The sequence below is a fragment of the Pseudidiomarina tainanensis genome (genome assembly GCF_004214835.1).
Lineage (GTDB): Bacteria > Pseudomonadota > Gammaproteobacteria > Enterobacterales > Alteromonadaceae > Pseudidiomarina > Pseudidiomarina tainanensis.
On sequence record NZ_PIQJ01000001.1, the window covers coordinates 902622 to 918463 of the forward strand.

General features: G+C 46.6%; 19 protein-coding genes and 1 other RNA gene. 18 read left to right on the plus strand and 2 right to left on the minus strand.

Going from position 1 to position 15842, the window contains the following annotated elements; all coding sequences use genetic code 11:
* A complete protein-coding gene (locus CWI82_RS04345) occupies window positions 1-1116 on the minus strand; it encodes a methyltransferase (protein WP_092855570.1) in 1116 nt (371 codons plus the stop codon).
* Window positions 1117-1218: 102 nt separating this feature from the next.
* Between CWI82_RS04345 and CWI82_RS04350 the strand changes: the two genes are divergently transcribed.
* From CWI82_RS04350 to CWI82_RS04365, 4 genes are all read left to right on the plus strand, one after another.
* Entirely contained in the window at window positions 1219-2310 is a 1092-nt protein-coding gene (locus CWI82_RS04350) for a ketoacyl-ACP synthase III (RefSeq protein ID WP_130202770.1), read from the plus strand.
* The gene (locus tag CWI82_RS04355) at window positions 2303-3049 is read left to right on the plus strand and encodes an enoyl-CoA hydratase-related protein (RefSeq protein ID WP_130202771.1); all 747 of its coding nucleotides are present in this window, start codon (window positions 2303-2305) and stop codon (window positions 3047-3049) included. The genes CWI82_RS04350 and CWI82_RS04355 overlap by 8 nt, the downstream gene beginning before the upstream one ends.
* Before the next feature lie 89 nt (window positions 3050-3138).
* Window positions 3139-3236, plus strand: an RNA gene (gene ffs / locus CWI82_RS04360) — signal recognition particle sRNA small type.
* A 132-nt stretch (window positions 3237-3368) separates the two neighbouring features.
* Window positions 3369-4463, plus strand: a complete 1095-nt coding sequence (locus tag CWI82_RS04365; protein WP_092855564.1) for a tryptophan 2,3-dioxygenase family protein — start codon at window positions 3369-3371, stop codon at window positions 4461-4463.
* 1 nt (window position 4464) lies between these two features.
* Here CWI82_RS04365 and priC read toward each other — a convergent pair whose 3' ends face one another.
* Window positions 4465-4767 carry a primosomal replication protein PriC gene (gene priC, locus CWI82_RS04370; RefSeq protein WP_092855562.1) on the minus strand — a complete coding sequence of 101 codons (303 nt, stop codon included), beginning with the start codon at window positions 4765-4767 and terminating at the stop codon, window positions 4465-4467.
* A 371-nt stretch (window positions 4768-5138) separates the two neighbouring features.
* On the opposite strand from priC, the gene CWI82_RS04375 reads away from it, so the two are divergent.
* The 14 genes from CWI82_RS04375 (at window position 5139) to CWI82_RS04435 (ending at window position 15832) form a co-directional block, all read left to right on the plus strand.
* Window positions 5139-5921 carry a DUF3450 domain-containing protein gene (locus tag CWI82_RS04375; RefSeq protein WP_092855560.1) on the plus strand — a complete coding sequence of 261 codons (783 nt, stop codon included), beginning with the start codon at window positions 5139-5141 and terminating at the stop codon, window positions 5919-5921.
* Window positions 5918-7279, plus strand: a complete 1362-nt coding sequence (locus tag CWI82_RS04380) for a MotA/TolQ/ExbB proton channel family protein (protein WP_092855558.1) — start codon at window positions 5918-5920, stop codon at window positions 7277-7279. Before CWI82_RS04375 ends, CWI82_RS04380 begins: the two co-directional genes overlap by 4 nt.
* A 4-nt stretch (window positions 7280-7283) precedes the next feature.
* Window positions 7284-7808 carry a MotA/TolQ/ExbB proton channel family protein gene (locus tag CWI82_RS04385; RefSeq protein ID WP_092855556.1) on the plus strand — a complete coding sequence of 175 codons (525 nt, stop codon included), beginning with the start codon at window positions 7284-7286 and terminating at the stop codon, window positions 7806-7808.
* Window positions 7809-7820: 12 nt separating this feature from the next.
* Window positions 7821-8222 carry an ExbD/TolR family protein gene (locus tag CWI82_RS04390; protein ID WP_092855554.1) on the plus strand — a complete coding sequence of 134 codons (402 nt, stop codon included), beginning with the start codon at window positions 7821-7823 and terminating at the stop codon, window positions 8220-8222.
* Between the two features lie 2 nt (window positions 8223-8224).
* Window positions 8225-8836, plus strand: coding sequence for an energy transducer TonB (locus CWI82_RS04395; RefSeq protein WP_092855552.1), 612 nt, complete (start codon window positions 8225-8227; stop codon window positions 8834-8836).
* Window positions 8837-8839: 3 nt separating this feature from the next.
* Entirely contained in the window at window positions 8840-10147 is a 1308-nt protein-coding gene (locus CWI82_RS04400) for a tetratricopeptide repeat protein (RefSeq protein ID WP_233340188.1), read from the plus strand.
* A gap of 145 nt (window positions 10148-10292) precedes the next feature.
* The gene (locus tag CWI82_RS04405) at window positions 10293-10721 is read left to right on the plus strand and encodes an HvfA family oxazolone/thioamide-modified RiPP metallophore (RefSeq protein ID WP_092855550.1); all 429 of its coding nucleotides are present in this window, start codon (window positions 10293-10295) and stop codon (window positions 10719-10721) included.
* Entirely contained in the window at window positions 10694-11521 is an 828-nt protein-coding gene (locus CWI82_RS04410; protein WP_130202772.1) for an HvfB family MNIO-type RiPP peptide maturase, read from the plus strand. The genes CWI82_RS04405 and CWI82_RS04410 overlap by 28 nt, the downstream gene beginning before the upstream one ends.
* On the plus strand, window positions 11518-12279 hold the full coding sequence (locus CWI82_RS04415) for an HvfC family RiPP maturation protein (RefSeq protein WP_130202773.1): 762 nt from the start codon (window positions 11518-11520) through the stop codon (window positions 12277-12279). Before CWI82_RS04410 ends, CWI82_RS04415 begins: the two co-directional genes overlap by 4 nt.
* A 44-nt stretch (window positions 12280-12323) precedes the next feature.
* Window positions 12324-12449 (plus strand): hypothetical protein, encoded by a 126-nt coding sequence (locus tag CWI82_RS11510; RefSeq protein WP_267899167.1) that lies wholly within the window; start codon window positions 12324-12326, stop codon window positions 12447-12449.
* Window positions 12450-12473: 24 nt separating this feature from the next.
* A complete protein-coding gene (locus CWI82_RS04420; protein ID WP_092855544.1) occupies window positions 12474-12869 on the plus strand; it encodes a response regulator in 396 nt (131 codons plus the stop codon).
* An 8-nt stretch (window positions 12870-12877) separates the two neighbouring features.
* Window positions 12878-13396: an adenine phosphoribosyltransferase gene (gene apt, locus CWI82_RS04425; RefSeq protein WP_092855542.1), complete on the plus strand. Its 519-nt coding sequence runs from the start codon at window positions 12878-12880 to the stop codon at window positions 13394-13396.
* 48 nt (window positions 13397-13444) lie between these two features.
* Window positions 13445-15478 (plus strand): DNA polymerase III subunit gamma/tau, encoded by a 2034-nt coding sequence (gene dnaX, locus CWI82_RS04430; protein WP_130202774.1) that lies wholly within the window; start codon window positions 13445-13447, stop codon window positions 15476-15478.
* 21 nt (window positions 15479-15499) lie between these two features.
* Entirely contained in the window at window positions 15500-15832 is a 333-nt protein-coding gene (locus tag CWI82_RS04435) for a YbaB/EbfC family nucleoid-associated protein (protein ID WP_092855538.1), read from the plus strand.
* The last annotated feature ends 10 nt before the right edge of the window (window positions 15833-15842 follow it).

A 15842-nucleotide genomic window follows, 5' to 3' on the forward strand; every position in this document is an offset into this window, starting at 1 on the left:
TCATCCTCGTGCTTGTAAAATAATGAATTTACTATTTTGTGCGACTTGGTGCACTGATTTAAATAAGCGCTTTAACGACTGATAATACGGGAGATGACGGTTCGCCACTACCCATAATTCACCATTTTTACGCAAAACTCGCCGACTATCTCTAAACATCTGGCGTGCAATATGCTCCGTCACGGCATGTTCTTGGTGAAATGGCGGATTGCAGAGAATGAGATCGATGCTGTCAGTAGCTGTTTGTGCCAAGCAATCGTCAACGCGGGTGTGGTATTGCGTGATGTGCTCAGCGGGAAGATTCTCAATAATATTCCGATGCGTTGACGCAATGGCGAGGAAGGATTCATCGACAAACGTAATGTCACTATCCGGCGACATCCGAGCAAAATGTATACCTAATACACCGTTACCACAGCCTAAATCAATCACCTGCTGGGCTCCTGCCGGAGGCATATTGTCCAACATAAAGCGGGCGCCTATGTCGAGTTGATTGCGCGCAAAGACGCCAGCGTGGTGATGTAAGGTGAGATTCAATTCAGGCACTTGCCACGCACTCACAAAGTGCTCTGCGTCTAATGGCGTATTACGCACCACAGCATTCACCGTTCGACATTTACGGCGAATCAATGAAACCTCCACAGCATCGCAATATTTGGCAAAGAGTTCGCGTACAGCTGGTGTAAGCAACTTACTTTTGGCAGCGGCAATTATCGGTACGCCGGCAGGCAATTCCGCGGCGATTTTTGCTAACTGAAATTCAAGCAAGCTTAAACTCTTCGGTATTTTTAAATACACGACGTCGCGATCATCCGGCAATTGATCAAGTGGCGACAGTGCGCTAAGAGTTTTAGGCAATTGATTGAGTGTGAGATTATGACGCCAGCCTAAATGACTCACATAGGAGTCGCTTAAACTGGCTGTGTCTAAACCAGCAAATGGCATCAACAGAGCACCCCATTGATCATTCACGAGTAGCGGCCTTTCGTCATTGCGGGTGACAATGATCTCATGCAGTAATTCATCTGCCGCTTCCCACGCTTGCAGCGTATCGTGGCTACGTGCAGGAAAACGTTGTAGTTGCCAAGTGCCGGCGGCAGTGGTGAATAAAGTCATAAATAGGTTGCTCGTTGTTGGGTTATCAATGGTCGGACATTTCACTCGGTCACATTCGTGCTATGATAGCGAAAAACGACAGATGACTATAGGTTTTAACTCGTGAAAAAATACGCAGAAATTACCGGCTGGGGTAAATGTTTACCGCCTGCTGTGATGACCAACGATGATTTGGCGACGTTTTTAGAGACGTCTGATGAATGGATTCGTACCCGCACGGGCATAGAAGAGCGTCGCGTGAGTGCGGTTGGCACTTCAAAGATGGCAACTGTGGCAGCGCGTAATGCTTTAGCCGCGGCTGGTCTTGATGCTGAGGAACTCGATTTAATTATCGTCGGTACCTGTACGCCTGATGAAATTATCCCAAACGTAGCGTCGGCAGTACAACGCGACTTAGGTAATAAAACGGCTGCGGCGTTCGATTTGAATGCAGCCTGTAGTAGCTTTTTATATGGCATGCATTACGCAACGCAAGCCATCCGCACCGGCGCGCACAAGAAAGTTCTCATTATTGGTGCCGAGCGTTTGACTCGTATTCTTGATTGGACCAAGCGCGAGAGCGCGGTGCTGTTTGGTGACGGCGCAGGGGCGATGATTCTTGAAGCGAGCGACGATGAAAGTGGCTTATTAGCTTCACATGTTACTTGTGATGCGGATGCCCGTGATGTGTTAGCGCTAGAATTCGGTATGAGTTTTAATCGCTTTGGTTTCGATGGCATTATGCCATTCAACTTTGTTGGCCAGGAAATTTTCAAACGCGCTGTCAAAGGCATGAATACCGCAGTTGAAAAAGTCTTCGAAGAAACCGGTCTTACCACCGACGATATCGACTCGTTGATTCCACATCAGGCCAACAAGCGCCTCATCGACTATCTTGCAAAAATGTGTAAGGTGCCGGAAGAAAAAACCGTCATTAATATTCAAAAATACGGCAATACGTCTTCAGCAACGCTACCCATCGCGTTTTGTGAAGCAGTAGAGCAGGGCATTGTGAAGCCGGGTGATACGATTGTTTCAGCTGTGTTCGGCGGTGGCTTAACCTGTGGTGCTGGTATTATTAAATGGGGTCAGCGTGTCACACCAATTCGTGATTACAATGAAACCTTACCAAGCAATGGGCAAACGGCACTGGAGTTGATTTTGCCGTTATACGAAGGCACCAAAGCAGCTTGGGAAAAACGCGGCCATGAGTAACTTGGTAAAAGAAGAAGTTCGCCATAACGTTCTGTGGTTGACGTTAGCGCGCGCAGATAAAAAAAATGCGTTGACTCAGGATATGTATACGGCCCTGAGCTCGGCGTTACAAGCTGCTGATCGTGACGAAAAAATTGCAGCGGTGGTTATTACCGGTGAAGGCGATAGCTTTACTGCAGGTAACGATTTAAATGACTTTTTGGCGATTGAAGATCTTGATGATAGTGCGCCACCGTTCGAGTTTCTGTATACCTTAAGTCGCCTTAGTGTTCCATTGGTAGCTGGTGTTAACGGTTTAGCGATTGGTATCGGCACGACGATTTTGCTGCACTGCGATTTAGTGTATGCGAGTAGCGACGCTATTTTTGCGTTGCCATTTATTAATTTAGGTTTAGTACCTGAAGCCGCATCGAGCTTATTGCTACCGCAGCAATGTGGTCACCTGAAAGCCTCTGAGTTGCTGTTGCTTGGCGATAGCTTTGATGCTCAAGAAGCGTTGCAATATGGCTTAGTTAATAAAGTTGTGGCACCGCAAGAGTTGAGCGAAACGCTTGAACAAGTTGCTGCTTCATTAGCGAGCAAACCACACGGTGGTTTACGAGCAGCTAAGAAGCTTATCAAACAGCCAGCTGAACCAGTAGCCGATAGAATAGAGCGTGAAGCGAAGATCTTTGCCCGTGCTTTAAGCTCTGACGCGGCTCGCCAAGCGATAAAAGACCGCCTAACTAAAAAGAAATAATCAAAATCGCTTAATTTCTCAGCAGTCAGCTGTACTTGCCTTGCGAGTACACTGGCTTTGAGGGATAATGCCCGCCGTTATGGTGACCTCATCGGTCCCCCCGCAACACGAACTGGCGAACCCGGTCAGGCCCGGAAGGGAGCAGCCGTAGTCAGGGATGTGGGTGCCGGGGTGCTGGCTGGTGAGGTCGCCACCCAATCTTCGAAAAGCGAGAGCGATATTAGCTATTTGATATTTGATATTAGACCAGTTAAAACTTGTGTTTCTAATATCAAATATCCAGTATCTAATATCGCTTTTGTTTTTTAACGAGGATGACATGCCGAAGAATGTGAAGCCGGTTTATTACGGCGACTACCTGCAATTAGATAAACTCCTAGATTCTCAGCAACCGCATAGCAAAATGTACGGGCCTGAAGCGCACGATGAAATGTTGTTCATTATTGTGCATCAAGTGTATGAGCTTTGGTTTAAGCAAGTTTTGCATGAATTGCGGGCGATTTATAAAGAGTTTCGCGCAGAACAATTGGATGACCGGGCGCTACAACTGGTTGCGCATCGACTGCGCCGTGTACTGACAATTCAAGACTTGATGAATGACCAAGTTGGCGTGATTGAGACGATGACGCCGCAAGAATTCTTGGAGTTTCGTGATTACCTCGTTCCAGCCTCCGGTTTTCAGAGCATTCAATTTAAAGAACTCGAAATTATTCTTGGACTGACCCGAGACACCCGTATCGCATTTGATCAACAATCGTTTTATAACCGCCTGAACGATGAACATCGAACATATTTAGAAGAACTAGAAACGCAACCGAGCTTATTTGATTGTGTTGATCAGTGGCTATCACGTATGCCGTTTTTACAGTTTGATGATTTTAGTTTTTGGGACGTCTATCAGCAGGCGGTAACAGATTCGCTTGACCGTGACGAAGAAATTATTCGGCAAAATGCTGCCGATGATGGGCAATTAGAGACAGAATTGGCCAGTTTGCAGGTTAATCGGGATAATTTTTCGGCATTATTTAATAACGAACGTTATAAATCGTTACAGGAAGATAACCGAGTTCGTCTATCCCAACGCGCAATGTTAAGTGCGCTGTTTATTACACAGTACCGCGAAGAACCGGCATTCCATCTTGCTCATCAGGTGATTACCTCGTTAGCCGAAATGGATGAGAAGCTCACTATTTGGCGTTATAAACATGCAATGATGGTGCAACGCATGTTGGGGACTAAGATTGGCACTGGCGGCTCTTCGGGGCATGATTATTTGCGTCGTACGACGGAACAAAATCGAGTATTCAAAGATTTCTTTGCCATGGCCACTTATTTGTTACCGAAAAGTGCGTTACCTGAGCTACCCAGTGCGGTTCGACAGGCACTCGGTTTTTATTTCCGGCACGACGACTAACTTAGCGGTGGTGCTCGAACCAGCGAAGCGCTTGATGCAGTGCGCCCAGTTGATGGGCAAGGCGTTCTGACAACCACTGGCTACGGCTGGTGGTTGTTGCTTTGGTGAGACTCACTAGGGTTTGTCGAAGCTCATGAACGTAATCAAGCGGTTGGCTGGCCTCAGCATTAAACAATTGTGCATCAAACCAATCAGAAAAATTTTCTTCGGATATATTCAACTGCTTAATACGTTGTTCTAATGCATTGATTTCATGCTCGAGGCGGGTTTGCAGCTGGTGATTGAAAATGCTTTGATTAGACATGCAAATGCTCGTTTGGTGGCGACATGAAACTTAAGTTGTTGATGGCACAGTTTAGCGCAACTCGATGACTTTCAAAAATAAAGATTTCTGAGAGCTACTGTTGTGGGTAAATATGCAGTCAGAAGTTACTTTTATGCACAACTGTTAAGATGCTGTAAACGGCATTTTATCTATATTTAGTGTTAATTTTAGCTGATATCCGTTGTTGACATCGCCGCGTCGATCGTGGGAGTATTGATGCATTATTACCGTCGGCTTTCTGTCGGTAATAGCTGCAAGTGTTGATTAAACTCTTTTCGTCACTCAAATAACTGGGAGGCTGGCGACATTAGGTCGTTGAGCTTAAAGTTAAGTCAAATTGGTTGGGAACTATGACCAAAGTAATCAATAAAAGCAAAGTTGCTGCAGCCCTAATCGGGATGTTCGCAATTGCAGGTAGCGCTAGCGCAGCTGCCCAAGATCTTTCGACGTTGCAAAACGAAGAAGCAAAAATTCACACTGCTGACAAACGGTCTCAGCAAAAAATCGATTCTTTGTTCGAACAGAGCCAAGAGTTGTTATATGAGTACCGTGCAGTTGTAGACGAATACGAAAACTTAAAAGTCTACAATGATCACGTTCAGCGTCTCGTTGATGACCAGAATGCATCACTGGCTTCTCTACAGCGCCAGATCGACGGCATCGAAGCGACCAAGCAAGGTGTGGTTCCTTTGATGTACAAAATGATCGACGCTTTGGAGCAGTTTGTGGAGCTAGATCTGCCTATTCACAAAGAGCGTCGTTTGGCTCGTGTTGAGCGTTTACGCGAAATCATGGGTGCTTCAAACGTCACGACTTCTGAGCAGTTCCGTCAAATCACTGAAGCTTATCAAGCTGAAATGGATTACGGCGCAGGTCTGATCGCATACGAAGGCAAGTTGCAGTTCGAAGGTGAAGAAATCTCTGTTGACTTCTTCCACTTAGGTCGCGCAGCTTTAATGGCTCAATCTTTGGACCTGAAAAACGGTTGGATTTACAACAAAGAAGCGGGCGCATGGGAAGCTCTTGATGACGCTTACCTGGGCTCTTTGACCAAAGCGATTCGTATGGCGCGGAAGCAAACCGCACCTGATCTGATTAAACTGCCTATCTACGCAGCGGAGCGTGCAGAATGAACAAACTAGTGAAATCTTTGCTGGTCGCAGCAGCATTCTCATTATCAGCTGGCGCGAGCTCTGCTTACGCGCAAGATGAAGCGAAATCACTAGACCAACTTCTTGAACTAGTGAAAGAAAACCGTGCTGCCTCACAGCGTATCAACGCACAGCGTGAAGCTGAATTCACTTCAGCTCGTGCTGACAAGCAAGCATTATTGAACGACGCAAAACGTCAGCTAGCGAACGAAAAAGCTCGCGGCGAGCGTTTACAAGCTCAATTCGCTGAAAACGAAATCGCACTTGCTAACAAAGAACAAGAGTTGCAAAACGCTCTTGGTACTTTGGGTGAAATCGTTGGTGTTGCACGTGGTGCAGCAGGCGAAACTATCGGTCGTATCGCAACCTCTATCGTGAGCGCGCAGTATCCAGGTCGTGAAGACGTTTTGGAAACTATCGCTGAAGCGAAAGAAGTGCCAACGATTGCTGAGCTTGAAGAGCTTTGGTTAGCTTGGTTGACCGAAATGAAAGAGTCTGGTCGTGTTGTAACTTTCAACAGTGACGTGACTTTGCTTGACGGTTCAACTGAAAACCGTGATGTAACTCGTATTGGTGTATTCAACTTGATTTCAAACGGCGAATACTTCAACTACAACGACGCTGCTGAAGAGATTCAGCCATTAGGTCGTCAGCCAGAAGGTTTCGTTTTGGCAACTGTTGAAGCGTTTGAAAACACTGAAACTGGTTACGAAGGTTTATATATTGACCCGGCTCGTGGTCAAATCTTGAACTTGGCAACTCAAAAAGCAACGCTTGAAGAGCGTTATCACCAAGGTGGTACAGTTGGTTACGTAATCACTGTTGCGCTTATTGTTGGCTTCTTGATTGCAATCTACAAGTTCATCACTTTAGGTATTGAAGGTGCGAAGATGCGCGCTCAGTTGAAAAACACTGCGAACCCATCTGACAAAAACGCACTTGGCCGTATCTTGAAAGTGTATCAAGAGAACAAAACTGCAGACACTGAGAACCTTGAGTTGAAACTTGACGAAGCTATTTTGCGTGAAACACCACGTATCGACAGCGGCGTAAACATCATCAAGATTTTGGCAGCTATCGCGCCATTACTCGGTCTCTTAGGTACAGTTGTTGGTATGATCGGTACCTTCCAATCAATTACCTTGTTTGGTACTGGTGATCCGAAAATCATGGCAGGCGATATCTCAATGGCGTTGGTTACCACCGCATTGGGTCTGATTGCTGCGTTGCCATTGATTCTTGTACACGCGATTGTGGCATCACGCGCTAAGTCTATTGTTCATGTATTAGATGAACAGGCTGCAGGTATCGTCGCCGCGCACGCGGAGAAGAAGGAGTAATCCTATGGTCTACCTGGTGGAGCTCTGGGAATCTATCAGGGATTTTCTGGGTACCGGTGGCGACGTCTTGTACGTCGTCATGGGGGCGCTCTTTCTCATGTGGGTTCTCATGATTGAGCGCTATTGGTTCCTCACCGGCGTATTTCCTAAGCTGAAGAAACAAATCATCAGCGACTGGGACGCTCGGAAAGATACCACCTCATGGTACGCTCACAAAATCCGTGATGCATGGATTTCTGAAGCCAACGAAAAACTAAATGCGCGTATTTTGTTGATCAAAACCTGCGTAGCGATTTGTCCGTTAATCGGACTACTTGGCACCGTAACCGGTATGATTGCAGTATTTGAAATCATGGCGGTACAAGGTACTGGTAACCCACGCTTGATGGCGTCGGGAATTTCGATGGCAACTATCCCGACAATGGCGGGCATGGTTGCAGCATTGTCAGGTATGTTCTTCGCCTCTCGCTTAGAAGCACGGGTGCGTCGAGCGAAAGAAAGATTGATCGACAGTTTGCCACATCATTAAGAGAGAAGAATTATGGCACGTAAACGTTTTCGTGAAGAGGAAGATGCAGCGATCGATATGACGCCGATGCTCGACATCGTATTCATCATGTTGATCTTCTTCATCGTAACCACCTCTTTCGTAAAAGAAGCTGGTATTGACGTGAACAAGCCAGAAGCGAGTCAGGCAGAGAAGAAACCTTCTGCTAACATCTTTATCGCTATTCGTGCGAACGGCGAAGTATGGATGGACAAGCGTATGGTTGATGTAGAGCGTGTAGGCGCGAACATCGAACGTCTATTGGCAGAACAGCCAACTGATATCGTAGTGATTCAGGCGGACAAAGAAGCCAAGCATGGTGTTGTCGTTAAAGTCATGGATCAAATTAAGGAAGCGGGTATTGACAAGATATCCATAGCCGCAGAGGACGATTAATTATGGTGCGCTTTATAGTATCAATACTATTAGGTGCTGCAGCTACGTTCCTTCTGTTCGCTTTCATGGCTTTTTTGATTAGCGGCGGTGAGGGACGTAACGAAGGTCCACCACCGACTGCACCGATCGAACTTGTAACAACGCCACCGGATTCGGATGTGGATCAGCGTCGCCGTACGCCACCACCACCTCCGCCTCCACCTCAGCAACCGCCTGAGACTCCGCCAAACGAGCCTGACACGTCAGACTCAGATGGTATGAATCTTGACTTGGGTTTTGAGGTAGATGTTGGTGGAACCGATACAGGGCTAAATGCGGGCGGACTCATGGTTCGCGATGGTGAAGCAACACCTATCGTACGTATTAACCCGCGTTATCCGCCGGCTGCGGCACGTGACGGTATCCAAGGTTGGGTGCAATTACGTTTTACCATCGATGAAACAGGTGGGGTAACTGATGTTGAAGTTATCGACTCAGAACCACGCCGTGTATTTGACCAAGAAGCTCGCCGCGCCTTGTTGCGTTGGAAATACAAGCCGAAGGTTGTTGACGGTAAAGCTGTACGCCAGCCTGGTCAAACGGTCCAGCTCGACTTCACGTTGGATATGGAGTAATAGATGATGCACAAAAAACTCACAACATTAATTAGTGCGAGTGTATTGTGTACTGTGATGGCAGCCGCTCCTGCGCCTGCCGCATCACAAGAAATCAATTACAACTTGCCATCAGCTGAACAAGTCGAAGCTGCGAAGCAGAGTCGCCGTAACCAAACCGTAAGCGAGCGTGTTGGTCGTCGTTTGATGACTGCATTGGATTTGTACACTGAAGAAGAAGACACAAAGGGTGCTATCGCAATCTTGGTCGAAATTGACCCAAGTAGCGAGTTTGATACTGCTTATGTCAACCGCTTCCTCGGTAACCTGTATGCAGCCGATGGCGAAGAACGTAAAGCTTACGATTTAGTGAAGCGTGCAGCTGATGCTGATGTGTTAGGTCATGCTGACCAAGCATTAGTATTGAAGCTAACTGCAGACCTAGCGTTACAGCTTGAAGAATATCGTAATGCATTAACCTATTACGGTAAGTGGCTCCAGTTTACTGGTGAAGCTGACCCAGATGTGTTTTTGCGAATTGCCAATGCTTATTATGAGCTGAAGCAGTTTGATAAAATTGTTCGTCCTGCCGATTTAGCGATTCAAGCTTATGAAGCAGAAGGCGAAGTCAACAAAAACCCATATGTGTTGAAAGTTGCAGCTTACTACGAAACTGAACAGTACAAAGAAGCGATTAAAGTACTTGAAGTCGGTTTGAATAAACTACCTACTGAAAAAGTATGGTGGAGTCAGTTAGGCATGCTTTATATGCTGACTGAAAACATCGACAAAGCGTTACAAACGTTAGAAATTGCGTACTTAGCAGGTTACTTGGACAAGGAAAGCCAAATTAAGGCGGTTGTCCAGTTATATGCTAACTCGTCAATTCCTTACAAAGCAGCAACCTTGATGGTGAAGCATTTAAATGCTGGCGACATCGAGAAAACTGCGCGTAACTATCAAAGTGCGGCAAGTAGTTTCGAGCAAGCGCGCGAGTACGCGAAAGCTGCTGAAATGTACGGTTTATCAGCTAACTTACAAGAAACTCAGGCTGAGAAGGCTGACTTCTTCCGCCGTCAAGGCAATGCATATCTTCGCGCTGAAGAATATTCAAAAGCAGCGAATGCTTATATGAAAGCGCTACAGGAGAATGTAGAAGAACCAGGCCGCGTATATATGTCTTTAACCGAAGCTTATTTCTATGAGAATAACTTCCGTGAAGCATTAAAATACGTGCAAGAAGCGAAGAAATTCCGTGACCAGCGTCGCAACGCGACCAGTTGGGAACAGTATATTCGCCAAAAAGCTTCGAACCGCGGTGTTTCACTGTAATCGATATACAGTATTCAGTTAAATATCTGGTAAAACCCCGCGACTTAGCGGGGTTTTTTATTGGTCTTGAACTATTGTTATACAAGACATGTCAAAATAAAAAGTGATAGTCTGTTGATCAAGAACAACAAATGAGGAAATTCAAATGAAAGCGATGAAAAAATCAGTTTCAGTAGCGGTAGGCGCATTGATGGTAAGCGCTGGTAGCGTTGCAGCTTCAGCAAACCCTTTTGGCTTTACCGAATTGCCTGGTGGCTATCAACAGCAACAGCAACAACAGCAGCAACAGCAAGAGATGCGTTGCGGTGCCAATAAAGACGCCAAAAAGGCCAAAGAAGGCAAATGCGGCGAGGGTAAATGTGGTGAAGGTAAATGCGGTGGCGATAAAGCCAAAGAGCATGCCAAGAAATATGAAGAAGGCAAATGCGGCGAAGGGAAGTGCGGCGAAGGCAAATGTGGCGGTGATAAAGCCATGCAAAAAATGGACGACAAAGCGAAAGAGCGCATGAACGAAAAAGCCAAAGAAGGTAAATGCGGCGAAGGCAAATGTGGCGAAGGGAAGTGCGGCGCATAGTTGGCTTAGGACTCCGGCGGGAATTCTTAACTGAAGTATTACAGCAGAATCCCGCCGTAGACTTTTGGGAAATAGCACCTGAGAACTGGATTGAGCGTGGTTACGAAGCCTCTTACCAGCTCGATAGGTTGCGTGAACGATATCCGCTGTATAGCCACGGACTTTCGCTATCAATTGGTAGTCCAGACCCCCTTGACGAAGCCTTCATTCTAAAGGTTAAGGCATTTCTCGATCGCTTTAATATAGAGCGCTACAGCGAACACTTAAGTTATTGCTCAGCCAACGGTCATCTTTATGACTTGTTGCCGATACCGTTTAGCGAAGAAGCGGCGGACTACGTGGCGCAGCGCGTTCGTCGAGTCCAAGAATTGCTTGAACGTAAACTCATTTTAGAAAACGTTTCGTATTACTCTCCTGCGGCGCAAGAAATCAGTGAACTCGCATTTATTAAACGCGTTCTCACGCAAGCGGATTGTGACTTATTGCTTGATGTGAATAACGTGTTCGTGAATAGCGTGAATCACAAATATGACCCCGTGGCGTTTATTCAAGGTTTACCATCAGAGCGCATTAATTACGGGCATATTGCTGGACACTACGAAGAAGAACCTGACCTGTTAATTGACACCCATGGCGCTGCTGTGCGCCAAGAGGTCATGGAGTTATTAGCGCTTAGCTATGAAACTCATGGACCATTTCCGGTTCTGTTAGAGCGTGATTTCAATATTCCGCCGTTACCGGAGTTATTGGCAGAAGTAGAGGCCATAAAGGCTGTAACACAAAATACAGAAGTAGCATGACAGAGTTCCAACGTATTCAAGAGCAGTGGTCGCGTTGGTTAAGAGATCCGAAAGGTAGCGAACAACCTGTTGCCGAATTACGTCGACTGCAGGTGTATGAGCGCTTAGTCAGAAATAACCTCGACGGATTTGTGACCCGCGGTTTCCCGGTATTGTTTAGTATTCTGACTGCCGAACAATCGCGTACCTTGTTACAAGCCTTTATTTCTCAACACCAAGCAAAGACACCGCTATTTTCAGCAATAGGCGCAGAGTTTGTTGAATTTTTGGCTGACTATGACGAAGATTGGTTGCCTGCTTGGAGCTATCAGCTTGCCGTATACGAGCGCATGGAGGTAGAAGCGTATAACCATGAATCTGCCTGTATTTTGCCACCATTAAAAACGGCTATAGAAGCCACATTGTGGCAGGTCAATCCGTCGCTGCAATGGCATGCTTTCGACTACCCCGTTCATACCATTCAGCCTGAACTTGTTCCAGAACAACCGCTGGAGCAGGCCTGCTATTTAGCCGTTTATCGTGTTGATGAATTTAACAATGAGATGATTTCGGCTAACGTCAAATTTCTGCAACTTAATGCGGTTACCATGTTACTGGTGGACTTTTTATTGCAGCACCCAAAGCTAACCGTAGCGCAAATTGCCGAACATCTTGCCAAACAACTACCGCAATTTCCCGCCGAGCAACTGCATCAAGGCTTGTTGGCAACGGTGCCGGAACTCTATCAACGAGGTATGTTGTTCCCCAGTCGCAATTAAAGTATGATCCGCACCGCAAATTTTAGTCAGTGAGGATGTATTTTATGGCACATGATGAAAACTTCCGTGATGAATCGGGCGTAAAAATGGGCTGGCTTGCAGTAATTGTATTTCTTGCTGTACCAGTGTTACCAGCAGTTCTAGCTTGGTATAAGTTTTTTTCAGCTTAAGCTGTTTAATTAAATAGGCAGATTATGTCACTCCAATTATTGCTGGTTGAGGATAAACCAGCGACACGGGACCAATTGCTACAGATTATTGAGCAAAGCCCGTTTACGGTAAGTTGTGCCAATGACGGCCTCGACGGCTTAAACCGTAGTAAAAGTCAGCATTATGATGTGGTGTTGGTTGATCACAAAATGCCATTAATGGATGGTTTGGCTTTAATTAAGAGCCTACGCCAGTCTGAGCATTATCAACAGACACCAATTATTTTGATGACCACGCAAGATGCCGCACATGTGCAGCCTTTGGCTGACAAAGCCGGTGCAAACTTGTGTCTGCCTAAACCCGTAGAAGCACAACGCTTGTTGGGGTTACTCAACGACTTAGCGGCAACTACCGGTAACCCGCAACAAACAACTGTCTGAGACGATTGATGCAGATAGAAAATTATATCCGTGCGATTCCGGATTATCCGAAGCCGGGCATTTTATTTCGTGATATTACGCCGCTTCTCGCCGATGGTGCTGCTTTCCAGCACACGATTAACATTCTCGCTGAACGTTACCGTGATCAAGGCATTACGAAAATTGTTGGCATTGAAGCGCGCGGTTTTATTTTCGCTACGGCGTTAGCTTATGCGCTCGGCATCGGTTTCGTACCTTTGCGTAAGCCCGGAAAGCTGCCGCGCAAAACGGTTTCGCAAACTTATGCGCTGGAATATGGTGAAGACAAGCTCGAATTGCACGCTGAGGACATTAGCGCAGCCGACAAAGTACTGGTGGTGGATGATCTGCTAGCAACTGGCGGAACAATTTTGGCTGCCGTTGAAATGCTCAATAAGCAACAAGCGACCATCGCAGAATGCGTATTTATTATTACGCTCGCTGATTTACCTGGCGCTCAGCGTTTACAACAAGCCAAGATTCCATACTATACCCTGTGCTCATTTTAAGGTAAGTTAGCTACTTATCTGAAGCGACAGATTGAGAAGATATTGGCCATGAGCTATCAAGTTCTCGCACGTAAGTGGCGACCCCGCAATTTTGCTGAAGTAGTAGGGCAACAACATGTGTTGAAGCCCCTATTTAATGCGTTACAAACTGGTCGATTACACCATGCTTGGTTACTGACCGGAACCCGCGGCGTTGGTAAAACAACCATTGCTCGCATTCTTGCGAAAAGCCTTAATTGCGAGCAGGGTATTACCGCGGAACCTTGTGGTCAGTGCGGCGCTTGTACTGCGATTGATCAAGGTCGATTTGTCGACTTACTTGAAATAGATGCCGCATCGCGAACTAAAGTAGAAGATACCCGCGAACTACTCGATAACGTTCAATACGCGCCGACTCAAGGCCGCTTCAAAGTCTATTTGATTGACGAAGTTCATATGCTGTCACGGCACAGTTTCAATGCGTTGTTAAAAACCTTGGAAGAACCGCCTGAGCATGTGAAGTTTTTACTAGCGACGACTGATCCGCAAAAACTGCCGATCACGGTGTTGTCGCGTTGCCTCCAATTTAACCTCAAAGCGCTATCACGGGATGAGATTACACAGCATTTAATGCAGGTGCTCGGTGCTGAGAATATTTCTTTTGAAGAGCCGGCAATTCAGGCGTTAGCCCGAGCAGCGCAAGGTAGTATGCGTGATGCATTGAGTTTGACTGATCAAGCTATTGCTCAGGGCGACCATGCCGTAACGGTGCATGGCGTGCAGCAAATGCTTGGCAGTGTGCCAAGTTATCAATTAATTAGCTTAATGCAGAACGTGTTGAGCGGTGATGCTGAAACTATGCTGCAAACACTCGAGCAAGTGGCTGGTCAGGTACCTGACTTAAGCGGCTTGTTACCCGAGTTACAGAATCTGATTCATCAAATGGCGTTGTACAAGGCTGTTCCAGAAACCGCGCATGCAACAGGCTTAGAACCTGCCGGGCAACATCTGGCACAACAGTTACCAGCAGAATTGTTGCAGGTGTTTTATGACATTTTGGTGCAAGGCCGACGCGATTTAAATTATGCCAGTGATGTGCGCAGTGGTGTAGAAATGACCTTGCTGCGCTTAATGGCGTTTCGCCCGGAATATCTCGAAGTAGTTGAAGCGCCGCCTGAAATGGTTACCAAAGTGAAACCAGTTACGGCAAAGACGCCACCACCGTCGGCACTCAGTACGCCGTTACCTGAAAGTCAGCCGGAACCTGAAGCAAATGTTGCTGAGCCAGAGTTTGAACCCGAATCTGAGTACGACTCAAATGATGGGCTAGAGGACGAGTTTGAACCAGACTATCAAGCTGCGCTTGACGAAGCGCCTCAGTCACAGCAATCGGTGACGGAACAGTCGCAACAATCAGTGACGGAGCAGCCTGCACCAGAGCAAGCGGAACAGTCGCCGCAACATGATTTGCAAGCACTACTTGCAACACGTAGTGCATTGGCGCAAAAAAAAAATCGTGAAGTAAATACGCCAACTGAAGATACCAAGCAACCGGCGATTCCGGCTGAGAAACCAGCAGAAACACAGCCGGTTAACGAACTTCCCGAACAGACAGAAGCGGCAACATCAGAACCTGCTGCTCAAGCGCAAGAAAGCTCCGAAGAGGCAAATACGCCAGTTGAGTTGCCAGAAATTGATGCGCAGATTACTGATAGCACGCAACGTGCGGCCGAAATCGATCGCTGGTCGGCGATGATAGATGGGCTTGATTTACATGGATTAACTCGCCAATTAGCGCGCAACAGTGTGCTGCAAAAAGAACATGATCAATATGTACTAATGGTGCGAAAAAACTGGGCTTACCTATTGAATGATGGCGCAGTTATCACCATTAAAGAAGCTATGGCCGAGCAGTTTGACATGGTTCTGCGAGATATTTTGGTTGGCGATGCCGAGGCGGCGACGCCAGTTGAAATTCAGCAGCGCATTAATAACCATCGGATGAATGTTGCGCAGCACACGTTGGCACAAGACCCAATTGCACAACAGCTCGAGAATGAATTTGGAGCTCAGCTGAAAGCTGACTCTGTGAAACCAGATTAAAGCTAGAAAATAGAGGTAGATATGTTTAAAGGTGGTGGTTTAGGCAACATGATGAAGCAAGCGCAGCAGATGCAAGAACGTATGCAAAAAGCGCAGGCTGAAATTGCAAACCTAGAAGTAACTGGCGAAGCGGGTGCCGGTATGGTTAAGGTAACCATGCTTGGTAATCACAATGTACGTCGTGTCAGTATCGATCCGAGCTTATTCGAAGATGACGATAGCGAAATGATTGAAGACTTAGTTGCTGCGGCAATTAACGACGCGGTGCGTCGCGTTGAACAAACCAGCAAAGAGAAAATGGCTGAAGTTACCGGCGGTATGAACCTTCCACCTGGCTTTAAGATGCCATTTTAAGCATAGGTGA

What these genes read in the sequence shown, in the direction of transcription:
- CWI82_RS04380 (WP_092855558.1), top strand. Translation starts at nt 5,918, where the DNA reads ATGAACAAACTAGTGAAATCTTTGCTGGTCGCAGCAGCATTCTCATTA.
- CWI82_RS04390 (WP_092855554.1), top strand. Translation starts at nt 7,821, where the DNA reads ATGGCACGTAAACGTTTTCGTGAAGAGGAAGATGCAGCGATCGATATG.
- CWI82_RS04395 (WP_092855552.1), top strand. Translation starts at nt 8,225, where the DNA reads ATGGTGCGCTTTATAGTATCAATACTATTAGGTGCTGCAGCTACGTTC.
- CWI82_RS04375 (WP_092855560.1), top strand. Translation starts at nt 5,139, where the DNA reads ATGACCAAAGTAATCAATAAAAGCAAAGTTGCTGCAGCCCTAATCGGG.
- CWI82_RS04365 (WP_092855564.1), top strand. Translation starts at nt 3,369, where the DNA reads ATGCCGAAGAATGTGAAGCCGGTTTATTACGGCGACTACCTGCAATTA.
- CWI82_RS04385 (WP_092855556.1), top strand. Translation starts at nt 7,284, where the DNA reads ATGGTCTACCTGGTGGAGCTCTGGGAATCTATCAGGGATTTTCTGGGT.
- CWI82_RS04400 (WP_233340188.1), top strand. Translation starts at nt 8,840, where the DNA reads ATGATGCACAAAAAACTCACAACATTAATTAGTGCGAGTGTATTGTGT.
- CWI82_RS04355 (WP_130202771.1), top strand. Translation starts at nt 2,303, where the DNA reads ATGAGTAACTTGGTAAAAGAAGAAGTTCGCCATAACGTTCTGTGGTTG.
- CWI82_RS04405 (WP_092855550.1), top strand. Translation starts at nt 10,293, where the DNA reads ATGAAAGCGATGAAAAAATCAGTTTCAGTAGCGGTAGGCGCATTGATG.
- CWI82_RS04410 (WP_130202772.1), top strand. Translation starts at nt 10,694, where the DNA reads ATGTGGCGAAGGGAAGTGCGGCGCATAGTTGGCTTAGGACTCCGGCGG.
- priC (WP_092855562.1), bottom strand. Translation starts at nt 4,767, where the DNA reads ATGTCTAATCAAAGCATTTTCAATCACCAGCTGCAAACCCGCCTCGAG.
- dnaX (WP_130202774.1), top strand. Translation starts at nt 13,445, where the DNA reads ATGAGCTATCAAGTTCTCGCACGTAAGTGGCGACCCCGCAATTTTGCT.
- CWI82_RS04415 (WP_130202773.1), top strand. Translation starts at nt 11,518, where the DNA reads ATGACAGAGTTCCAACGTATTCAAGAGCAGTGGTCGCGTTGGTTAAGA.
- CWI82_RS04420 (WP_092855544.1), top strand. Translation starts at nt 12,474, where the DNA reads ATGTCACTCCAATTATTGCTGGTTGAGGATAAACCAGCGACACGGGAC.
- apt (WP_092855542.1), top strand. Translation starts at nt 12,878, where the DNA reads ATGCAGATAGAAAATTATATCCGTGCGATTCCGGATTATCCGAAGCCG.
- CWI82_RS04435 (WP_092855538.1), top strand. Translation starts at nt 15,500, where the DNA reads ATGTTTAAAGGTGGTGGTTTAGGCAACATGATGAAGCAAGCGCAGCAG.
- CWI82_RS04345 (WP_092855570.1), bottom strand. Translation starts at nt 1,116, where the DNA reads ATGACTTTATTCACCACTGCCGCCGGCACTTGGCAACTACAACGTTTT.
- CWI82_RS11510 (WP_267899167.1), top strand. Translation starts at nt 12,324, where the DNA reads ATGGCACATGATGAAAACTTCCGTGATGAATCGGGCGTAAAAATGGGC.